The following is a 19,135-nucleotide window of genomic DNA, read 5'->3' as shown; positions in this document are numbered from 1 at the left end:
ATGAAGAAAAATAGTGAAGAAAAGAAAAATTTTAATTTTAAGGCTTGGTGGGGTAAAATAAATGAAAAATCATTTATGCCACTAGTTTGGTTAACTTTGTTAGGAGTAATTGTCTGGATTATTTGTCCATTAGTCCATTTAAGCCGTGTTTGGCGAATTGGATTAGTATTCTTTATTTTTAATAGTTATTTAAGTTACCAAATTGGCCGCATTATGCAAATTAGAAAATTGAGCTATTGGTGGTTGCTTTTATTCCCAGTAGTGTTTGCAATCGCTGTTTTAATTCATTTTGCAAAATATAATTTTCTACTTTGCTTAGTATATTTAAGTTTTGAGTTGTTTGGACTCTGGCATGATGATTTTTACAAAGAAAAGAAATAAAGAATAGGTGATGCTTTATGTCAAAATATCGTGAGATGACTCATGAAGAAGTTCTTGCAGAATGCAAGAAATATATGAATGATGAACACTTAGCTTTTGTTGAATCGGCATATAAATTTGCTAAGAATGCTCATGAAGGTCAGTTTCGAGTTTCTGGACAACCCTATATAATTCACCCAACTCAAGTTGCGGGAACTTTAGCTACTTTACGTTTAGATCCCGATACGGTAGCAGCTGGTTATCTTCATGATACTGTAGAGGATACGCCGGTAACTAATGATGATATTAAGGAAAAGTTTGGAAAAGATGTCGCTTTTATTGTTGACGGTGTAACAAAGTTAAGCAAGATTCAATATAAGTCGAAGAGTCACGAAGAATATCTAGCAGATAATCACCGTAAGATGCTAATCGCAATGGCTAAAGATTTACGAGTAATCATGGTTAAGCTTGCTGACCGCTTGCACAATATGCACACTTTGGACCATTTACGTCCTGACAAGCAGAGAAGGATTGCCGATGAAACGCTAGACATTTATGCACCACTTGCAGACCGGTTAGGTATCGGAACTATTAAGTGGGAACTCGAAGACATGAGTTTGCACTATTTGAATCCTCAGCAATACTACCGAATTGTTAACTTAATGCAGTCTAAGCGAAGTGAGCGGGAAGGATACATTGCTGATGCAATTAAAACTTTAAAGCAAACGCTTGATAGCTTAGGAATTGAGTATGAGATTTATGGACGCCCTAAGCATATTTATTCTATCTACAAGAAGATGGTTAATAAGCACAAAGACTTTAGCGAAATTTATGATTTACTAGCAGTTCGTGTAATTGTGAAGTCTGTTCGTGATTGTTACGCCGTTTTAGGTGCTGTTCATACTAAATGGAAGCCAATGCCTGGCCGTTTTAAAGACTATATTGCTGTTCCAAAAGTTAACGGATACCAATCGTTACATACAACAATTATTGGACCTGGCGGCAAGCCACTTGAAATTCAGATTAGAACTGAAGCGATGCACCAGGTTGCTGAATACGGTGTTGCTGCACACTGGGCATATAAAGAAGGCGTTAAGGGCGAAGTTGAGCAAACTGATGCAAATAAGAAGCTTAACATGTTCCAAGAAATTCTTGAACTTCAAAATGAAACAAAAGACTCGCATGAATTTATGAAGAGTGTTAAGACTGATATCTTTTCAGATCGTGTTTATGTCTTTACTCCTAAAGGTGACGTTTATGAACTTCCAAAAGGCTCAGTACCATTAGATTTTGCATATATGGTTCACTCAGAAGTTGGTGCTCATTCAGTTGGTGCTAGAATTAATGGCAAGATTGTTCCATTGGACTATAAACTTAAAAATGGTGACGTAGTTGAAATGCTCACTCAGACTTCAGCTCGTCCATCCCGTGATTGGGTTAACTTAGTCAAGACTTCAAGAGCAAGAAATAAGATTAAGCGTTTCTTCAAGGCTGAAGATCGCGAGGAAAATATTGAAAAAGGTCAGAACTTTATTGAACAAGAATTACTTAACCGTGATTTAGCTCCAAAAGAGTTCATGGATAAAGAACACATTCAAAAGGTAATTGGTCATTTTAATTATCATAATGAAGAAGAAATGTTTGCAGCCGTTGGGTATGGAGAAATTTCTGCAGCTACTGTTGCTAATCGATTAACTGAAGACCTACGTAAGAAGGCTGAAGATGAAAAGCAGCGGCAACTTGAAGAAAAGATTATGAATGCTGGCCAGCAAAGTTCAACTGAAGAAGATGATAGTTCTGATGCACCAGCTGATATTATGCGTGTTAAGCATAATAATGGCGTAATGGTCCAAGGTGTTTCTGACTTAATGCTTCACTTAGCTAAATGCTGTAATCCAGTTCCAGGAGATCCGATTATTGGCTACGTAACTAAGGGACGCGGGGTAACAATTCACCGTGCTGATTGTCCTAATATTACTGAAGAAGCTAAGAAACAAGGGCGATTAATCGATGTGGCTTGGGAAAACATTGCTAAAGATAAAGATAAAGAAAACTATAATGCAGATATTGAGATTTATGGTTTCAATCGTTCCCGTCTTTTAAGTGATGTAATCAATGCTTTAAATTCAAAGACAAAGAATATTGTTAATATTTCTGGAAAAGTAGATAGTAACAACATGGCACATATTTATGCTACTGTGTCAGTTAGAGATGCAGCACACCTAGAAGATATCCTGAGCCGGATGCGTGATGTGCCAAATGTTTATGAAGCAAAGAGGTCAATTAATTAATGCGTGTTGTTGTTCAAAGAGTGAATAAAGCCCAAGTTACCATTGATAATGAAGTTGTGGGTAAAATTAAACGTGGCTTTCTTCTGTTAGTTGGGTTACGTGAAGGCGATGAGCTAGATCAGGTAAAAAAGGCTGCTGATAAAATTGCTAAAATGCGTATTTTTGAAGATGAAGATGGAAAAACTAACTTGTCTTTAAAAGATGTTAATGGAGAAATTTTAAGCGTTAGTCAATTCACCCTGTTAGCTAATACTAAAAAAGGTAATCGTCCAAGTTTTGTAGAGGCAATGCGACCTCCTAAGTCAAAAGATCTTTGGGAAGATTTTAATCAAGAATTAGAAAATAGAGGCTTTCATGTTGAAACCGGCGAATTTGGAGCTGATATGCAGGTTAGTCTTGAGAATGATGGCCCATTTACAATTGTGCTAGATATTTAATTCTTTAAGTAAAGGCTTACAAAGGTTGACTTTACTGGCTGAAAAATATAAGCTAAAAAGGAATTATCGATGACAAAGAATGTAGATTAGCATGATCTATCTCAGAGACCGCTCGTTTGGTGAGAGAGCGGATAGGTTGCGATCTGTGACACCTTTAACAGATAATAGTTCGTTTCGCGAGCGTTAATCGCAGCAAGCAAAAGGTGGTACCGTGCTAATTTATTGCGCCCTTGATTAAGTTCAAGGGCGTTTTTTTATTAATATATTAAAGGATGATTAAATGAAAGTTCAAAGACCAAAAGGTACAGTCGATATTTTGCCAGCAGATTCTGGTTCATGGGAAAAAGTTGAAACAATTGCAAGAAATTTCTTCAAACGTGCAAATTATCGTGAAATTCGGACACCAAGTTTTGAAAATTATGAAGTCTTTTCTCGTTCATCTGGTGAAAGTTCAGATGTTGTAGAAAAGGAAATGTATGACTTTAACGATAAAGGTGGTCGTCATATTGCACTTCGTCCTGAAGGAACAGCTGGTGTGGTTAGGGCATATGTTGAAAATAAATTATATGGTCCTGATGTAGTAAAGCCATTTAATGTTTACTATATTGACAATACTTTTAGATATGAAAGACCTCAAGCAGGTCGTCAACGTGAATTTCACCAAATTGGTGTTGAAAGCTTTGGCTCAAATAGTCCTCTAGCTGATGTTGAAACTATCATGATGGGGCACGATTTATTAGCTGAGTTAGGCGTTAAGAATTATGAATTGCACATTAATACTTTAGGTAATGCGCAAGTACGTAAAGATTATCATGATGCTTTAGTAAATTACTTCACGCCTCTTAAAGAGCAACTTTCAGAGGATTCACAAAGACGTTTGTCTATGAACCCACTTCGTATTCTTGATTCAAAGGCTGATGAAGATAAGCAATTTTTACCTGACGCTCCAAGAATCGTTGATTACTTAGATGAAGACTCTAAGAAGAATTTTGAAACTATTACTGATATGCTTGAACAATTAGGCATTAATTATGTATTAGATGATGATTTAGTACGTGGACTTGATTACTATACTGGTGTAATCTTTGAATTTATGGTTGAAGATAAGAACTTATGGGAATCAGCAACCACAATTTTGGGTGGTGGACGCTACAACCACTTGGTAGAAGAATTTGACGGTCCAGAAACTCCAGCCGTTGGTTTTGGTATTGGCGAAGAGAGATTAATGCTTGTTCTTAAGGAACAAAATCCAGCTTTATTTAAAGATGAAGGTATTGATTTCTTCATCACTAATATTGGCGAAGGAACAGAAATGAAGGCTGTTGAAATTGCGCGTTCCCTTCGTAAGCAAGGCTTTAAAGCTCAATATGATGTTGATCAAAAGAAATTAAAACAACAATTTAGAAAAGCAGATCGTGTGCATGCCAAATTTGTAATTACGTTGGGTGCTAAAGAGCTTGAAAATGGCGTACTTAACATTAAACGTTTAGCTGATGGTAAGACTTTAGACTTAAGCTTAGAAGATCTAAATGATATGAAATCTGTAATGGAAAAGATAGAGGATTAAAAATTATGATGAATATGGAAAAAAGAACGGACTATGCTGGCAATATAACTAGCAAATACGAAGGACAAGAAGTAACCCTTTATGGTTGGGTACAACGCGTTCGTAACTTAGGTAACTTGGTATTTATTGACCTTCGTGACCGCGAAGGTATTGTTCAAGTTGTTGTTAACAAAGATTCTGGTAAAGAATTAATGGATATTGCGGATTCTCTTAACAACGAAGACGTAATTGAAGTTAAAGGTAAGGTTGTTAAACGCTCTAGCGTAAACCCAGATATGAAGACTGGTGAAGTTGAAGTTGATGCAACTGAAATTGATATTTTAAATAAGTCAAAGGTACCACCTTTTGAAATCAAAGATGATATTAATGCAGCCGAACAAACTAGATTGAAGTACCGCTACCTTGATCTTCGTCGTCCAACTTTGCAAAAGGCAATTATGCTTCGTTCAAAGATTTTAAAAGCAACTCACGAATATTTTGATGAACATGGTTTTATTGATATTGAAACTCCAATTTTAGGTAAGTCTTCTCCAGAAGGTGCTCGTGACTACCTTGTTCCGTCAAGAATTTACCCAGGTAGCTTTTATGCACTTCCTCAATCACCACAATTGTTCAAGCAATTGTTAATGGGTGCAGGTTTTGATAAATATTACCAATTAGCACGCTGTTTCCGTGACGAAGATTTGCGTGGTGATCGTCAACCTGAATTTACCCAAATTGATATGGAAACATCATTTACTGATGAAAAACAAGTTCAAGACTATACTGAAGGTCTTTTGAAGAAGATCATGAAAGATGTAATGGGAATTGACTTGAAGACACCAATCAAGCGTATTACTTGGAATGAAGCAATGAATAAGTATGGCTCTGATAAGCCTGATACTCGTTACGAAATGTTTATTCATGACTTAAGTCCAATTTTCAAAGATTCTGACTTCAAGGTCTTCTCTGGTGCAATTGCTGATGGTGGCTACGTGAAGGGGATTGCTGTTAAGAATGGTGCTAAGCAATATTCACGTAAGAAGATTGAAGAAAAACAAGATTACATCAAACGCTACCACGCTAAAGGATTGGCATGGGTTAAATATGAAGATGGCGAATTCTCAGGTCCTGTTTCTCGCTTCTTAACTGATGAAAATAAAGAAGCTTTGAAGAAAGAATTTGACCTTGAAGGTGGCGAATTAGTAGTATTCGTTGCTGATAAGTGGAAGGTTGTAACTGATTCTCTTGACCATTTACGTCGTGAATTCGCTAAAGAAACTGGAATTATTCCAGAAAATGTTTACGACTTTGTTTGGGTTGTTGATTGGCCACTATTTGAATATGACGAAGGTTTGGGTCGCTGGATTGCTGCTCACCACCCATTTACTATGCCAGATGATGAAGGAATTAAGTTACTTGATACTGATCCACATAAGGCTCATGCTCGTTCATACGATATTGTTATGAATGGTGACGAAATGGGTGGTGGATCAATTCGTATCCACAAACGTTCAATTCAAGAAAAGATGTTCAAGGCCCTTGGCTTTACTAAGAAGCGTGCTTATGAACAATTTGGCTACTTACTTGATGCATTGGACATGGGATTCCCACCACATGCAGGTCTTGCAATTGGATTAGACAGATTTGCAATGATGTTAGCTCAAAAAGACAACATTCGTGACGTAACTGCCTTTCCAAAGAATGCTTCTGCTTCAGAGCCAATGATGCATGCTCCAGCACCTGTTGCTGATCAACAATTAGATGACATTGGTATTAAGGTAGAAGACAAGTATGAAGACAGCGTGAAGGAAATTGAAGCACGTCTTGAAAAGGAAGCTCAAGAAGACGCTGATAAGAATTCAACTTGGGATGAATAAAAAATTAGCTTAATAAATAAGAGTAAGGATTATTTTTGAGAGATAGTCTTTACTCTTTTTTTATTGGCTGAAACTAGATAATATTAAACTTGAAGATTGTTGAATATTGGAAAATCATAATGTATAAAAAAGCACTGATAAGCTCAATTCAAGCTATCAGTGCTTTATTTTGGATAAGTTAAATATTTTCAACAAATTCTGCAATTCGTTTTAATGCTTCTTTTAATTGCTCAGTTGAGGAAGCATAAGACATTCTAACGTATCCTTGACCGCCATCCCCGAAGTAGCGACCAGGAGTTACGCCAACTTTGGCCTTGGTAGCTAGTTCATTTGCAAATGCTTCATCATCAGTACCAAAGGCATCTGGAATTTTAGCAAAAATGTAGAAAGCTCCTTGTGGGGTAGACATTTCAAAACCTAATTTTTCTAATCCAGCTTTCATGAATTTGAGTCGATCTTCGTAAATTTTTCTGGATTCAAGCGGATCAGCTTGACCATTGTTTAGGGCTTCAATTGCTGCTGCTTGTACATTATCGGTAACTGAAGTGACTAAGAAAGCATTCACCTTTTGAATTGTTTTCATAATATCTGCGGGAGCAGCAATATATCCTAATCTCCATCCCGTCATTGCATAGGCTTTTGACAAGCCAGAAATTAAAATGTTTCTTTCAGGAATATATTGTGATAGAGAATGATGAACATTATTGTCATAAACTAATTCTCCATAAATTTCGTCAGTTACAGAAAATAAATGATATTTAGTAATAATTTCTGCTAGTGCCTTTAAAGTTTTTTCTGGATATACTCGCCCGGTAGGGTTTGATGGATCAGTTAAGATAATTGCCTTGGCACCTTTACCTTCATTTTGTAAAACTGTTTCGAGGTGTTCAGGAGTAAGAATAAAACCATCTTTTGAAGTATCCATTTGAACTGGGATAGCACCAGTTAATTTAATCAATTGGAAGTAAAGTGCCCAAACAGGAGTAGGGACTAAAATTTTGTCTCCTGGATTTAAAATTGACATAAATACATCATTTAAAGCGCCTGTCGCACCAACAGTTACACAAATTTCTGTTGCTGGATCGTATTTTACATTAAGGCTACGGTTAAGGTATTTGCTAATTGCATCTTGCAATTCTGGTTTACCAGCTTGTGGAGCATAATGAGAGTCATTTGCTTTAATATCAGCAATTGCTGCTTCTTTAACATGATCTGGTGTATTTAAATCTGGCTCGCCAATTGTTAATTTAATAATTCCAGGAATTTGAGAGGCCTTTGCATCAAAAGCTCTTATTTTTGAAGGTCCTAAAGAATTTAGTCGTGTATTTTTTGTAAGTGATAAGTCATTTGATAATTTTGGCATAATATAAATCCCTCCGTTAGTATTATAGATTATTGTATAGAAACAAAAATCATGAAACAACAATTTTCTATTAAAATTTGATATGTTTAAACAAGAAGGTGAGAAAATGTTTAATAAAGAAGAAGCACTGAAGAAATTAAACTCAGAGCAATATGAAGTTACTCAGCATGCTGCGACTGAATATCCTTTTACTGGAAAGTATGATAATTTTAACCAAAAAGGAATTTATGTTGATGTGGTATCTGGTGAGCCATTATTTTCTAGTGAAGACAAATACGATGCTGGTTGTGGTTGGCCAAGTTTTACTAAACCAATTGAAAAACTTGTTTATCATCGAGATCAATCGCATGGAATGGAACGAACCGAAGTAAAAAGTCCAATAGCTGACTCACATTTAGGGCACGTGTTTACAGATGGGCCTGTTGATCAAGGAGGCTTGAGATATTGTATTAATTCTGCTGCGTTAAAGTTCATTCCTTATGATAAGCTAGAGGAGGAAGGTTATAAAAATTATCAGAAGTTATTCAAAGGACGATAGAAAATGAATTTTGAAGAAGAACTTTATAACTTAGATGTACCTGAAGAACATATTCCTGAATTATTGAAATTCGGCAAGGATAATCCTGAATTTTTAACTAAGGTAATTAAAGCAGAAGGAAACGCTAAAAAATATAGTGTTGCCCAAACTAAGATGGAACCAAGTGATCTGATTAATAACCAAATTGCGTTTCTAGGAAGTTCAGTAACATATGGTGCTGGTGCTTTAGGTGAATCATTTGTTGACTATTTAAGTAAAAAAGATAATATTTGTGCTTTTAAGGATGCTGTTTCGGGAACAACGCTAGTTGATAATGACTCTAATTCATACATTGGTAGAATCGGAAGATTGCCAGTTTTAGAAAAATTAACAGCATTTGTCTTGCAACTTTCAACTAACGATGCAATTAAAGGAAAAGAAGATCTAGGCGAAATCGCTACAGATGATAATTTTGATACACAGACAGTAACGGGTGCAATTGAATATATTTTAAATTATGTAAAGAAGAACTGGAATTGTCCTGTTTTGATTTTTAGTAATCCAAAATTTGATTCAGAATTCTATGGTCAAATGGTTGAAAGAGTTAAGGAATTACAAAATAAGTGGAATTTTGATTTTCTTAATTTGTGGGATGATGATTCTTTTAACTACAATGAAAAAGATAGAGAACTTTATATGCTTGATCCGATCCACCCAACGCGTGCAGGATATAAGTTAAGCTGGTTGCCGGTAATTGAAGAAGAGCTATTAAAGATAAAAAAATAGTAAAAATCAAGTAAATACTTTAAGCTAAATAGTGAATTGATTATGAACTAAATAATTAATCCGCTATTTTTATATATAAATCTATAACGAAAAAATAGTGAAAATAATCCAGAATTATTCAAATTTAGAAAGAAGTGCTAATAAAATGAAAGTAGCTAAAAACCTTGATAACACTAAAGAATCGCACTATGATACGGCTATCTTTGCTGGTGGATGTTTCTGGTGCATGGTTGAACCTTTTGACACTTACCCAGGCATCATTAGTGTTGTTTCTGGCTATACTGGTGGTCATGTTAAGAATCCAAGTTATGAAGAAGTTTGTACTGGAACAACAGGACACGTTGAAGCTGTAAAAATAACCTTTGATCCTAAAATTATTTCTTATCAAAAACTAGTTAATATTTATTGGCAAGTGACTGACCCAACAGATGCTATGGGACAGTTTCAAGATCGTGGTAGTCAATATCAACCGATAATTTTTTATAATTCTCCGCAGCAAAAGAAAATTGCCGAAGAATCTAAAAAACAACTTGAGGATTCGCACAAGTTTGATCAGCAAATTGTGACAGAAATTGAACCTGCTGAGCCTTTTTATCCTGCAGAAGAATATCATCAAGATTTTTATAAAAAAGACCCTTTGCGCTATCAAATTGAAGAAGCTGGTGGCAGATCACAATTTATTGAAAAGCACTGGAAAAAATAATAGCTAAATAGGCACTAGAATTAGCTTTATTTTTTAATAATGATTGTTAGAATAGATAGTGCAAAATATTATTTGATATAAAAAGGAAAATCAAGATGAGTCAATTAGAAAAGCTGTCTCGTAGACACTATCTAATTTCGAAATTATCTGCTGCCTTTCTTTATGCTTTGGCGGTTGCGGTTGCCCTGAACTTCTTCTGGGGACCTGGTAAGATTTACGCCTCTGGTATTACGGGATTTGCGCAGATTATTCAATCAGTGTCAGAACGATTCATGCCATTTACCTTATCGACCTCAGTGATGTACTTTGTTTTAAACATTCCGCTTTTTATCTTGGGATGGTGTAAAATAGGACATCGCTTTACAATTTTTACCATTATTGCCGTGTTACTTGGATCGATTATGATGCGAGTAATTGCTCCAATCAAGATTACTTATGATCCAATCATTTGTGCTTTATTTGGTGGCGTAATTAATGGAGTTGGGACAGGAATCGCCTTGAAATCAGGAATTTCTACAGGTGGTTTAGACGTTTTAGGCATTATTTTAAGAAAAAAGACTGGTAAAAGTTTCGGTCAAATTAACATTTTCTTTAATCTGATCATTGTTATCTGTGCTGGTTTTGTTTTTGGCTGGACGAGAGCTTTATATACGGCTTTGAACATTTTTGTTAATGGTAGAGTGATTGACGCTGTTTATACGCAACATCAAAAAATGCAAGTCTTTATCGTTACCGAACACCCGAAACATATTATTGAAGGAATTCAACGCAAGATGCACCGCGGTATTACAATCTTTCATGACGTTGAAGGTGCATATAGTCATACGGAAAAAACTGTTTTAATGACAATCATTGATCGTTACGATATGTTTGATATTTATAATATTGTTATTCAATCTGATCCTTATGCATTTATGAGTGTAAGCGAAGTTGATAAAGTATATGGACGCTTCAAGGAGCAGAAACCAGTTTAATAGGTAAGTAAAAAAGGCTTAATCTACATAAGTTGTAGGTTAAGCCTTTTGAAATACATTCATAAAACTAATTATTTCGCATAGTCATCGATGCCGAGATGTTCCATAATTAAAGCAGCTGTCTCTTCAATTGAACGGTGTGCAACATTAATTACGTAACAACCAAGTTTCTTATAAAGCTTATTAGCAGCGTCAAGTTCGGCATTGATAGAATCCATATTTGAGTAAGTTGTATCAGGATTTAAGCCGTAAGCAATCATTCTTTGGCGTCTAATTTCATTTAAGACAGATGGGTCATTAGTTAAGCCAATAATCTTTTTAGGATCAACTTTATAAATTTCATCTGGAATATGGGTTTGAGGGACAAGAGGTAAGTTAGCTACTTTCAAATTCTTGTTTGCTAAGAATAATGAGAGAGGGGTCTTCGAAGTTCTTGAAACTCCAAGCAAAACAACGTCTGCTTCTAAGAATCCTTTAGGATCTTTTCCATCATCATACATTACGGCAAATTCCATTGCAGAAATTCTGTCGAAATAGTTTTGTCCCATGTGGTGGACAGCACCGATTTCGTGTTTTGGTTCTTCACCGGTTAAGGAGTGAATGTTTTCAATTACACCTGAAAGTAAGTCTACATACTTCATATTATGTTCACGTGCGAATTTGATTGCGGCTAATTGTTCATCTTCGTGAATTAATGTAAACGCAATTAATACGTTTTCAAATTCTGTGATTTCGTCGAAAACTTTTTCTAGTTTTTCACGATTAGTAATAAATGGATAGCGACGGTAATTAAACTTCACATCTGGATACTGAACAGCACCAGCTTGCACCATGTTAAACGCAGTATCTCCAACAGAGTCAGAGATAATAATTAAGTTAACGATTTTTTGATTTTCTTTCTTTTCTTCAGTCATATATCTTCACCTCATTGTTTACCTAAATTATACCAAAATAAGTTAGAAAAATGTTAATCGACTATTGACCGACTTTTCTCGTTTAGCTATAATTTAACTATATTGTTGTGGCACATATTTGTGTGCCAAGAAATGGAAGGAGGGATCTCACATGGCTAAGACAATCGTTCACGAAAACGAGTCTATTGATGATGCTCTTCGTCGTTTCAAACGTTCCGTTTCTAGAAGTGGTACCTTGCAAGAATACCGCAAGCGTGAATTCTACGAAAAACCAAGCGTTAAGAGAAAGTTAAAATCCGAAGCTGCTCGTAAGCGTAGACATTATTAATATAAAGAAAGCTCTTGATAGAAATTCGCTCTATCAAGAGCTTTTTTTGTATAAAAAGTTTAAAATAGACTTTGTAAGTTTTGATTAAAGAGGAGAAAAATAAATGTCACTAAATGATACTTTAATGCAAGATATGAAAGCAGCTATGAAGGCTAAAGATAAGGATGCTTTAACAACTATTCGCTCACTTAAGGCTGCAGTAATGAATTATAAGATTAAAGTGGGACATGACCTAACTAGCGATGATGAATTAACAGTTTTGTCTAGTGCACTTAAGCAACGTAAAGAATCTTTAGAAGAATTTACTAAGGCAGGTAGAGACGATTTAATTGCTCAAACTAAAAAAGAAATGCAACTAATTGAAAAATATATGCCAAAACAAATGTCTAAAGAAGAGCTTGAACAAACAGTTGAGGAGACAATTAAAGAAGTCGGTGCAAGTTCTAAGAAAGACTTCGGTAAAGTTATGCAAGCTTTAATGCCAAAAATCAAAGGTAAGGCTGATGGCAAGGCCGCTTCTTCAATTGTTGGTAAGAAGCTTAACTAATCACTTGATATAATGGAGGTTCAATTTTAAGTGGGACAAACTATAGAAGCAACATTTACACCAACTAAACCTGAAACAATTATGAACTTAGTTGGGATTAACGATGCAAATTTGCGTTTAATTGAAGAATCTTACGATGTACAAGTTACTGATACTGGTAGTGAGATTGAAGTAACTGGGGAAGAAAGCCTTGTTAAGAAAATTATGCAAATTTTTACTGCTTTAGATAAGGTTGTTACCCGAGGAGTTACTATTACTGCAACTGATGTCGTAAGCGCAATTAAAATGGCCGACAAAGGAACTTTGGAGTTCTTTGGTGAGTTATACAATAAGATTTTAATTAGGGATGCTAAGGGACGCCCGGTTCGAGTTAAGAACATGGGGCAAAAGCGCTATATCGAAGCTATTCAAAAATATGACGTTGTTTTTGGAATTGGACCGGCTGGTACAGGGAAAACTTTTTTAGCAGTAGTTATGGCAATTGCGGCCTTTAAGAAAGGTGAGGTATCACGCATAATTCTAACCAGACCAGCTGTTGAAGCAGGAGAATCACTGGGATTTCTACCTGGAGATTTGAAGGAAAAAGTTGACCCATATTTAAGACCAATTTATGATTCTTTATATGCAATTTTAGGAGTTGAAACGACTAATCGGTTGATGGAGCGAGGAGTGATTGAAGTTGCACCTCTTGCTTATATGCGTGGTAGAACTTTAGATGATGCTTTTGTAATTCTTGATGAAGCACAAAACACTACTCAAGCTCAAATGAAGATGTTTTTAACTAGATTAGGTTTTAATTCTAAGATGGTTGTTAATGGTGACCAAACTCAAATTGACTTACCAGGAAAAGCAAAGAGTGGGTTATTGCAAGCTGAACATATACTTGCAAATATTGAACAAGTAAAATTCATTAACTTTACCTTCAATGATGTTGTTCGTCACCCAGTAGTAGCTAAAATTGTTAGAGCTTATGAAAAAGAAGGACACTAAAATTTGAATAACTTAGATATTTCTTTCAATGATGAAGTTAATTTCTTAGATAATGACGATAAAGATTGGATTCCTTGGATTACCAATCTGCTTTTGTCGGCCAAAAAAGAAATTAATAAGGAAAATGCTCAAGAAATGAGTATTAATTTTGTTTCTTCCGAAAAAATTCACGAAATCAATAAAAAATATCGTGGAAAAGATCGACCAACCGATGTGATTTCTTTTGCAATTGAAGATGGATTAGACGAAGACTTTATGTCTGCTTTTAATGATGATCCTGATTTTGTTGAAGATATTGGAGATCTATTTCTTTGTCCAGAAGTAATAAAAAGACATAGTGTCGAGTATGAAACTGGATTTAATCGTGAGTTTGGATATACACTAGTTCATGGATACTTGCATTTAAATGGTTTTGATCATATTGAAGATGATGAAGCTAAAGTAATGTTTGGTATCCAAGGCAAAGTTTTACGTGAATATGGGCTTCCGCTTCATCCAGATCAGGAAAATCACGGAAAGCAAATTCACTAAGACTTAAATAAAAGGATGTAACAATGATGGATGAAAAAAAAGATTATAAATCAGGCTTTGTAGCTTTAATTGGTAGACCCAATGTTGGTAAGTCGATACTTTTAAACTTTTTGGTAGGTCAAAAAGTAGCGATTATGTCACCACAGCCACAAACAACTAGAAACAAAATATCTGGTATTTATACTGATGATCAAGAGCAAATTGTGTTTATCGATACTCCTGGGATTCATAAGCCTAAAAACAAGTTAGATGACTTTATGGATAAGTCGAGTTACTCGGCTTTAGATGAAGTAGACGTTGTTTTATTTATGGTTGAACCTGAACCAGCAGGTAAGGGAGACCAATATATTGCTGAACTTCTTAAGAAAATTAAAAAACCTGTATTTTTAGTGATAAATAAGATTGATAAAGTCCACCCAGATAAGTTATTATCTATTATAGATTCGTATAAGAATCTAGGCGATTTTGCTGAAATTGTTCCAATTTCTGCTTCTCAAGGAAATAATGTTTCCGAATTGATTAAAACAATTGCCAAGTATCTGCCAGAAGGTCCGCAATTTTATGATGCAGACCAATTGACTGATCGTCCAGAATATTTTATTGTGGCTGAATTAATTCGCGAGCAAGTTTTGAAGCTCACTCATGAAGAAGTCCCACATGCAACGGCCGTGGTAGTTGACCGAATGCGGGATCATGAAGGTGGTAAGCTTCAAATTGAGGCTACAATTTATGTTGAACGTCCAGGTCAAAAAGGCATTATAATTGGTAAAAAGGGTCAAATGCTGAAGCAGATTGGAATTGCTGCACGTCAAGAAATTGAAGCTTTATTAGGCGAAAAAGTTAATTTACGTCTATGGGTTAAGGTTCAAAAGAATTGGCGTTCTGATCCTGCCTTCCTTAAATCTATTGGATATAATGCCAAGGAATTAAGATAGATGGTACGTGAACTTTGTGAGGTTCAAGGATTAATTTTTAAAAGAAAAAAATATAAAGAAGCTGATGTTCTAGCCAAGATCATGACGAAAGATCATGGTATTTTTACAATAGATGTTAGAGGAGCACTGAGACCAAAGTCCAGATTAGGAGCTGCAACCCTTAACTTCTCTTATGGAAAATATATTGTAAATACAAATTGGAAGGGAATCAGTACGCTGCGAACTTTTAAGGATGTAAAGCAGTTAGACCAATTATATTTAGATTTAACTAAGAATGCGTATTCGAGTTATGTTTTAGACTTGCTTGACCATGCTTTTGTTGAATATAAGGATATTGGGAGCTTTTATGATTTGATTATGAAAGTGTTGCTGAAGATAAATTCTGGAGAAGATGCGGCAGTCATTACCCAAATGGTGCAATTGAAGTTGCTTAATGCATATGGAGTAGCACCGCAGTTAGATCGATGTTTAATTTGCGGGAAGGTGCAAGGCACGTTTGACTATTCGTTGGAATTAGGTGGAATTATTTGTAGTGATCACTTTAATAGTGTCAGTCAAAGGATGCATCTAGATCCTAAAGTAGTTGCTTTGATACGGACTCTAGCTTTAGTTGATATTGATCGTTTAGGAAAAGTAAAAATTAATCCGCAATTAAAAAAGAATTCTGGCAAGGTTATTGATCGGATGTATGCTAACTATTTAGATCTTAACTTGAAAACTAAGAAGTTTCTTGATGAATTGGCGCTTTTTTAGCTGTTGACTTTTTATATTCGTTTAAAGACTAGTGAGGTTTCTTACTAGTCTTTTTTTATAAAAGATGATAAAATATAAACGTATTTTGACAACTATAAAGGAATAGAAAAGTACCAAGACAGCGAGTGCAGAATGGTGGAAGTGCATTTGGGAAAAGGCACCTTTTAGTCAAAGTTGTTAATTAAGGGCAGGAAGAATATTTTCCTGAATTAGGGTGGAACCGCGAAGTAAATCGTCCCTATGCAATTTTTGCATAGGCTTTTTTTATGCCTATGTTGTGAGGAGAGAGTATAGATGTCAGAAAAACTGAATATCCAGAATATGATTTTTAAATTGGAACAGTTCTGGGCCTCTAAAGGTTGTATGATTATGCCTTCATATGATGAGCAAAAAGGTGCCGGGACAATGAGTCCATATACATTTTTACGTGCTGTTGGGCCAGAACCTTGGGCAGCTTGCTATGTTGAGCCTTCAAGAAGACCTGCTGATGGTCGATATGGTGATAACCCTAACCGTTTATACCAACACCATCAATTCCAAGTTGTTATTAAGCCTGCACCAAAAGACATTCAACAATATTACTTAGATAGTTTAAGAGTTTTAGGAATCGAACCTCTTGAGCATGATATCAGATTCGTTGAAGATAACTGGGCAAATCCATCTATGGGTTGTGCCGGTGTTGGTTGGGAAGTATGGCTTGATGGAATGGAAGTTTCTCAATTTACTTACTTCCAAGTTGTTGGCGAACTTGATGTAAAACCAACAATGAGTGAGATTACATATGGTGTTGAGCGTCTTGCTTCTTATATTCAAGATGTCAATTCAGTCTTTGACCTTGAATGGGGAGATGGCGTCAAGTATCGTGATATTTTCAAGCAACCAGAATATGAACATTCTAAGTATGCCTTTGAAGAAAGCGATCAAGACCAGTTGCTTAAGTTCTTTGATATTTATGAAGCAACCGCTAAACGTTTGTTGAGTCAAAACTTGATTCACCCAGCTTACGATTACATCTTGAAGTGTAGCCATACATTTAATTTACTTGATGCACGTGGTGCTGTTTCAGTTACTGAGAGAGCAGGTTACTTATCAAGAATTAGAAACTTGGCTCACCTTGCTGCGAAGGGATTTGTTGAAGAACGTGAAAAGCGTGGCTTCCCATTATTGAAACACCAAGAAGAAACTAAGAAAGCGGGGCAAAACAATGACTAAAGATTATTTATTTGAAATTGGTACTGAAGAAATGCCAGCTCACGTTGTTTCTAGAAGTGTTAAGCAATTAGCTGATCGTACTAAAAAGTATCTTAAGGAAAATGGCCTTTCTTTTAAAGACATTAAGACTTATTCAACTCCACGTCGCTTGACTATTTTGGTTGAAGACTTGGCTGAAAAGCAAGATGATATTGATGAAGTAAAAAAAGGTCCTGCTAAGAAAATTGCTCAAGATAAAGATGGCAATTGGACGAAAGCTGCTCAAGGTTTTGCTCGTGGTCAAGGGATGACGACTGACGATATTTACTTTGAAGAGCTTAAAGGAACTGAATATGCTTATGTTCATGTTCAAAAAGAAGGTAAAAAAGCTTCTGACATTTTAATGGGCATGAGCGATATCATTAAAGCCATGACTTTCCCAACTAAAATGCGTTGGGACAGCAATGATTTTGAGTTTGTACGTCCAATTCATTGGATGGTTTCTTTACTTGGTAGTGAAGTTGTACCAGTTAAATTACTTGATGTAGTTGCTGGTCGCAAAACTCAAGGCCACCGCTTTTTAGGTGATAGCGTTGTACTTGCAAATGCAGATGACTATGAAGAAGCATTGAAGAGCCAATATGTGATTGCCGATGCTGATGAACGTAAGGGCATGATTCTTAATCAAATTCAAGAATTAGTTGCTCAACATAACTGGAAAGTAAACATTGATAAGGGATTACTTGAAGAAGTTACCAACTTAGTTGAATATCCAACTGTTTTTGCTGGTTCTTTTGATGAAAAGTACTTGAATATCCCAGATGAAGTTTTAATTACTTCAATGAAAGATAATCAAAGATACTTTGAAGTTTATGATGAAAATGGCAAGTTGATTAATCACTTTATTGCTGTTAGAAATGGTAACAGTGAATACTTAGATAACGTAATTGCCGGTAATGAAAAAGTTCTTGTTGCACGTTTAGATGATGCTCAATTCTTCTATGATGAAGATAAGAAATACCCATTAGCTCACTTTGTTGACAAGCTTAAGAATGTTTCTTTCCACGACAAGATTGGTTCTGTTGCTGAACATATGGCACGTGTCCAAATTATTGGTGACTACCTTGGTAAGAAATTCAATATTTCAGAAACTGAAATGAAGGATTTTGATCGAGTTAGTGATATTTACAAATTTGACCTTGTTACCTCAATGGTTGGTGAATTTGCCGAATTACAAGGTGTAATGGGAATGCATTATGCTCGTTTAACGGGTGAAGATGAAAATGTTAGTGTAGCAATTAAAGAAAGCTACATGCCAACAAGTGCTGAAGGAGATTTGCCAAGTACAACTGTGGGTTCTCTTCTTTCAATTGCTGATAAATTAGATACAATTATTTCATTCTTCGGTGCAGGTATGATCCCTTCATCATCTAATGACCCATATGCTTTAAGAAGAAACGCTTACGGAATTGTAAGAATTTTGTTGAACGAAGGTTGGTCACTTCCTGTCAAAGATGTTTTACCAGAATTAATTCAATTATTGTCTGGTAAAACTGCAGCTAAATTACCTAAGGATGCTGAAGCTGAGAATGAAATTGCTGACTTTATCCGTGACCGTGTAAAGCAACAATTGCAAGTTGAAGAGTATGATTACGATGTTATCGATGCGGTACTTGCATCTAGCCAACAAGATCCAATTCAAATTTTAGCAGCAGCTAAGACTTTACAAATGCACCACGATGATGCTGACTTTAAGCCAGTAGTTGAAAGTTTGACTAGAATTACTAACATTTTGAAGAAGGCAAAATATAGAAATGCTGCTAAAGTTGATGAAAGTCTTTTCCAAGATGTAAGTGAAGAAGAACTAAACGCTGGTGTAAATGCACTAGAAGAAAATACTGATTTGAGTATTGCCGATCTATACAAAGGTTTTGTTGAATTACAACCTGTAATTAACAATTACTTTGAAAGTAATATGATTCTTGATAAGGACGAAAAAGTAAAGAATAATCGTTTGGCACAATTATTAAAGGTTAATAACTTGGCTGATCGAATGGGTGACTTAAGTAAATTAGTAATTAAATAATAG

At 35.5% G+C, this 19,135-nt stretch carries 19 protein-coding genes; 17 read left to right on the top strand and 2 right to left on the bottom strand.

Annotation, left to right across the window (positions count from 1 at the left end):
- The 5 genes from AB5359_RS03425 to aspS all read left to right on the top strand — a co-directional run bounded on the left by AB5359_RS03425 (position 1) and on the right by aspS (position 6,514).
- On the top strand, positions 1-381 hold the full coding sequence (locus AB5359_RS03425) for a hypothetical protein (protein WP_048686828.1): 381 nt from the start codon (positions 1-3) through the stop codon (positions 379-381).
- A gap of 17 nt (positions 382-398) precedes the next feature.
- A complete protein-coding gene (locus AB5359_RS03420) occupies positions 399-2,651 on the top strand; it encodes a bifunctional (p)ppGpp synthetase/guanosine-3',5'-bis(diphosphate) 3'-pyrophosphohydrolase (RefSeq protein ID WP_020807328.1) in 2,253 nt (750 codons plus the stop codon).
- Positions 2,651-3,088, top strand: a complete 438-nt coding sequence (dtd, locus tag AB5359_RS03415) for a D-aminoacyl-tRNA deacylase (RefSeq protein ID WP_048686830.1) — start codon at positions 2,651-2,653, stop codon at positions 3,086-3,088. Before AB5359_RS03420 ends, dtd begins: the two co-directional genes overlap by 1 nt.
- 280 nt (positions 3,089-3,368) lie before the next feature.
- Positions 3,369-4,655, top strand: coding sequence for a histidine--tRNA ligase (gene hisS, locus AB5359_RS03410; RefSeq protein ID WP_048686832.1), 1,287 nt, complete (start codon positions 3,369-3,371; stop codon positions 4,653-4,655).
- A 5-nt stretch (positions 4,656-4,660) separates the two neighbouring features.
- Complete coding sequence (gene aspS, locus AB5359_RS03405) at positions 4,661-6,514, top strand: aspartate--tRNA ligase (RefSeq protein WP_003648985.1); 1,854 nt, start codon at positions 4,661-4,663, stop codon at positions 6,512-6,514.
- 178 nt (positions 6,515-6,692) lie between these two features.
- Here aspS and AB5359_RS03400 read toward each other — a convergent pair whose 3' ends face one another.
- Positions 6,693-7,877 carry an aminotransferase class I/II-fold pyridoxal phosphate-dependent enzyme gene (locus AB5359_RS03400; RefSeq protein WP_048686834.1) on the bottom strand — a complete coding sequence of 395 codons (1,185 nt, stop codon included), beginning with the start codon at positions 7,875-7,877 and terminating at the stop codon, positions 6,693-6,695.
- 106 nt (positions 7,878-7,983) lie between these two features.
- Here AB5359_RS03400 and msrB point away from each other — a divergent pair, with 106 nt between their 5' ends.
- The 4 genes from msrB (at position 7,984) to AB5359_RS03380 (ending at position 10,857) form a co-directional block, all read left to right on the top strand.
- Positions 7,984-8,415 (top strand): peptide-methionine (R)-S-oxide reductase MsrB, encoded by a 432-nt coding sequence (gene msrB, locus AB5359_RS03395; RefSeq protein ID WP_126327884.1) that lies wholly within the window; start codon positions 7,984-7,986, stop codon positions 8,413-8,415.
- A 3-nt stretch (positions 8,416-8,418) separates the two neighbouring features.
- On the top strand, positions 8,419-9,180 hold the full coding sequence (locus tag AB5359_RS03390) for an SGNH/GDSL hydrolase family protein (RefSeq protein ID WP_048686838.1): 762 nt from the start codon (positions 8,419-8,421) through the stop codon (positions 9,178-9,180).
- Positions 9,181-9,325: 145 nt separating this feature from the next.
- Positions 9,326-9,883 carry a peptide-methionine (S)-S-oxide reductase MsrA gene (gene msrA, locus AB5359_RS03385; protein WP_048686840.1) on the top strand — a complete coding sequence of 186 codons (558 nt, stop codon included), beginning with the start codon at positions 9,326-9,328 and terminating at the stop codon, positions 9,881-9,883.
- Positions 9,884-9,978: 95 nt separating this feature from the next.
- Positions 9,979-10,857: a YitT family protein gene (locus tag AB5359_RS03380; protein ID WP_003647178.1), complete on the top strand. Its 879-nt coding sequence runs from the start codon at positions 9,979-9,981 to the stop codon at positions 10,855-10,857.
- 71 nt (positions 10,858-10,928) lie between these two features.
- Here the strand turns inward: AB5359_RS03380 and AB5359_RS03375 are convergent, their stop codons facing one another.
- Entirely contained in the window at positions 10,929-11,771 is an 843-nt protein-coding gene (locus AB5359_RS03375) for a pyruvate, water dikinase regulatory protein (protein ID WP_020807321.1), read from the bottom strand.
- Positions 11,772-11,922: 151 nt separating this feature from the next.
- Here AB5359_RS03375 and rpsU point away from each other — a divergent pair, with 151 nt between their 5' ends.
- From rpsU to glyS, 8 genes are all read left to right on the top strand, one after another.
- Positions 11,923-12,099 (top strand): 30S ribosomal protein S21, encoded by a 177-nt coding sequence (gene rpsU, locus AB5359_RS03370; RefSeq protein WP_003647180.1) that lies wholly within the window; start codon positions 11,923-11,925, stop codon positions 12,097-12,099.
- 103 nt (positions 12,100-12,202) lie between these two features.
- Positions 12,203-12,646, top strand: coding sequence for a GatB/YqeY domain-containing protein (locus AB5359_RS03365; RefSeq protein ID WP_048686843.1), 444 nt, complete (start codon positions 12,203-12,205; stop codon positions 12,644-12,646).
- 30 nt (positions 12,647-12,676) lie between these two features.
- Complete coding sequence (locus AB5359_RS03360) at positions 12,677-13,636, top strand: PhoH family protein (protein ID WP_003648978.1); 960 nt, start codon at positions 12,677-12,679, stop codon at positions 13,634-13,636.
- A gap of 3 nt (positions 13,637-13,639) precedes the next feature.
- Positions 13,640-14,167 carry an rRNA maturation RNase YbeY gene (ybeY, locus tag AB5359_RS03355; protein ID WP_039156841.1) on the top strand — a complete coding sequence of 176 codons (528 nt, stop codon included), beginning with the start codon at positions 13,640-13,642 and terminating at the stop codon, positions 14,165-14,167.
- 23 nt (positions 14,168-14,190) lie between these two features.
- On the top strand, positions 14,191-15,102 hold the full coding sequence (era, locus tag AB5359_RS03350; protein WP_368280068.1) for a GTPase Era: 912 nt from the start codon (positions 14,191-14,193) through the stop codon (positions 15,100-15,102).
- Complete coding sequence (gene recO, locus AB5359_RS03345) at positions 15,103-15,855, top strand: DNA repair protein RecO (protein ID WP_048686845.1); 753 nt, start codon at positions 15,103-15,105, stop codon at positions 15,853-15,855. It begins immediately after the preceding gene.
- A 294-nt stretch (positions 15,856-16,149) separates the two neighbouring features.
- Entirely contained in the window at positions 16,150-17,067 is a 918-nt protein-coding gene (gene glyQ / locus AB5359_RS03340) for a glycine--tRNA ligase subunit alpha (RefSeq protein WP_003648974.1), read from the top strand.
- Positions 17,060-19,132 carry a glycine--tRNA ligase subunit beta gene (gene glyS / locus AB5359_RS03335; RefSeq protein WP_048686846.1) on the top strand — a complete coding sequence of 691 codons (2,073 nt, stop codon included), beginning with the start codon at positions 17,060-17,062 and terminating at the stop codon, positions 19,130-19,132. The genes glyQ and glyS overlap by 8 nt, the downstream gene beginning before the upstream one ends.
- The last annotated feature ends 3 nt before the right edge of the window (positions 19,133-19,135 follow it).

The sequence above is a fragment of the Lactobacillus sp. RTP31084st1_F9_RTP31084_210423 genome, assembly GCF_040919545.1.
GTDB lineage: Bacteria > Bacillota > Bacilli > Lactobacillales > Lactobacillaceae > Lactobacillus > Lactobacillus paragasseri.
This window is presented reverse-complemented; position numbering and strand designations above follow the sequence as displayed.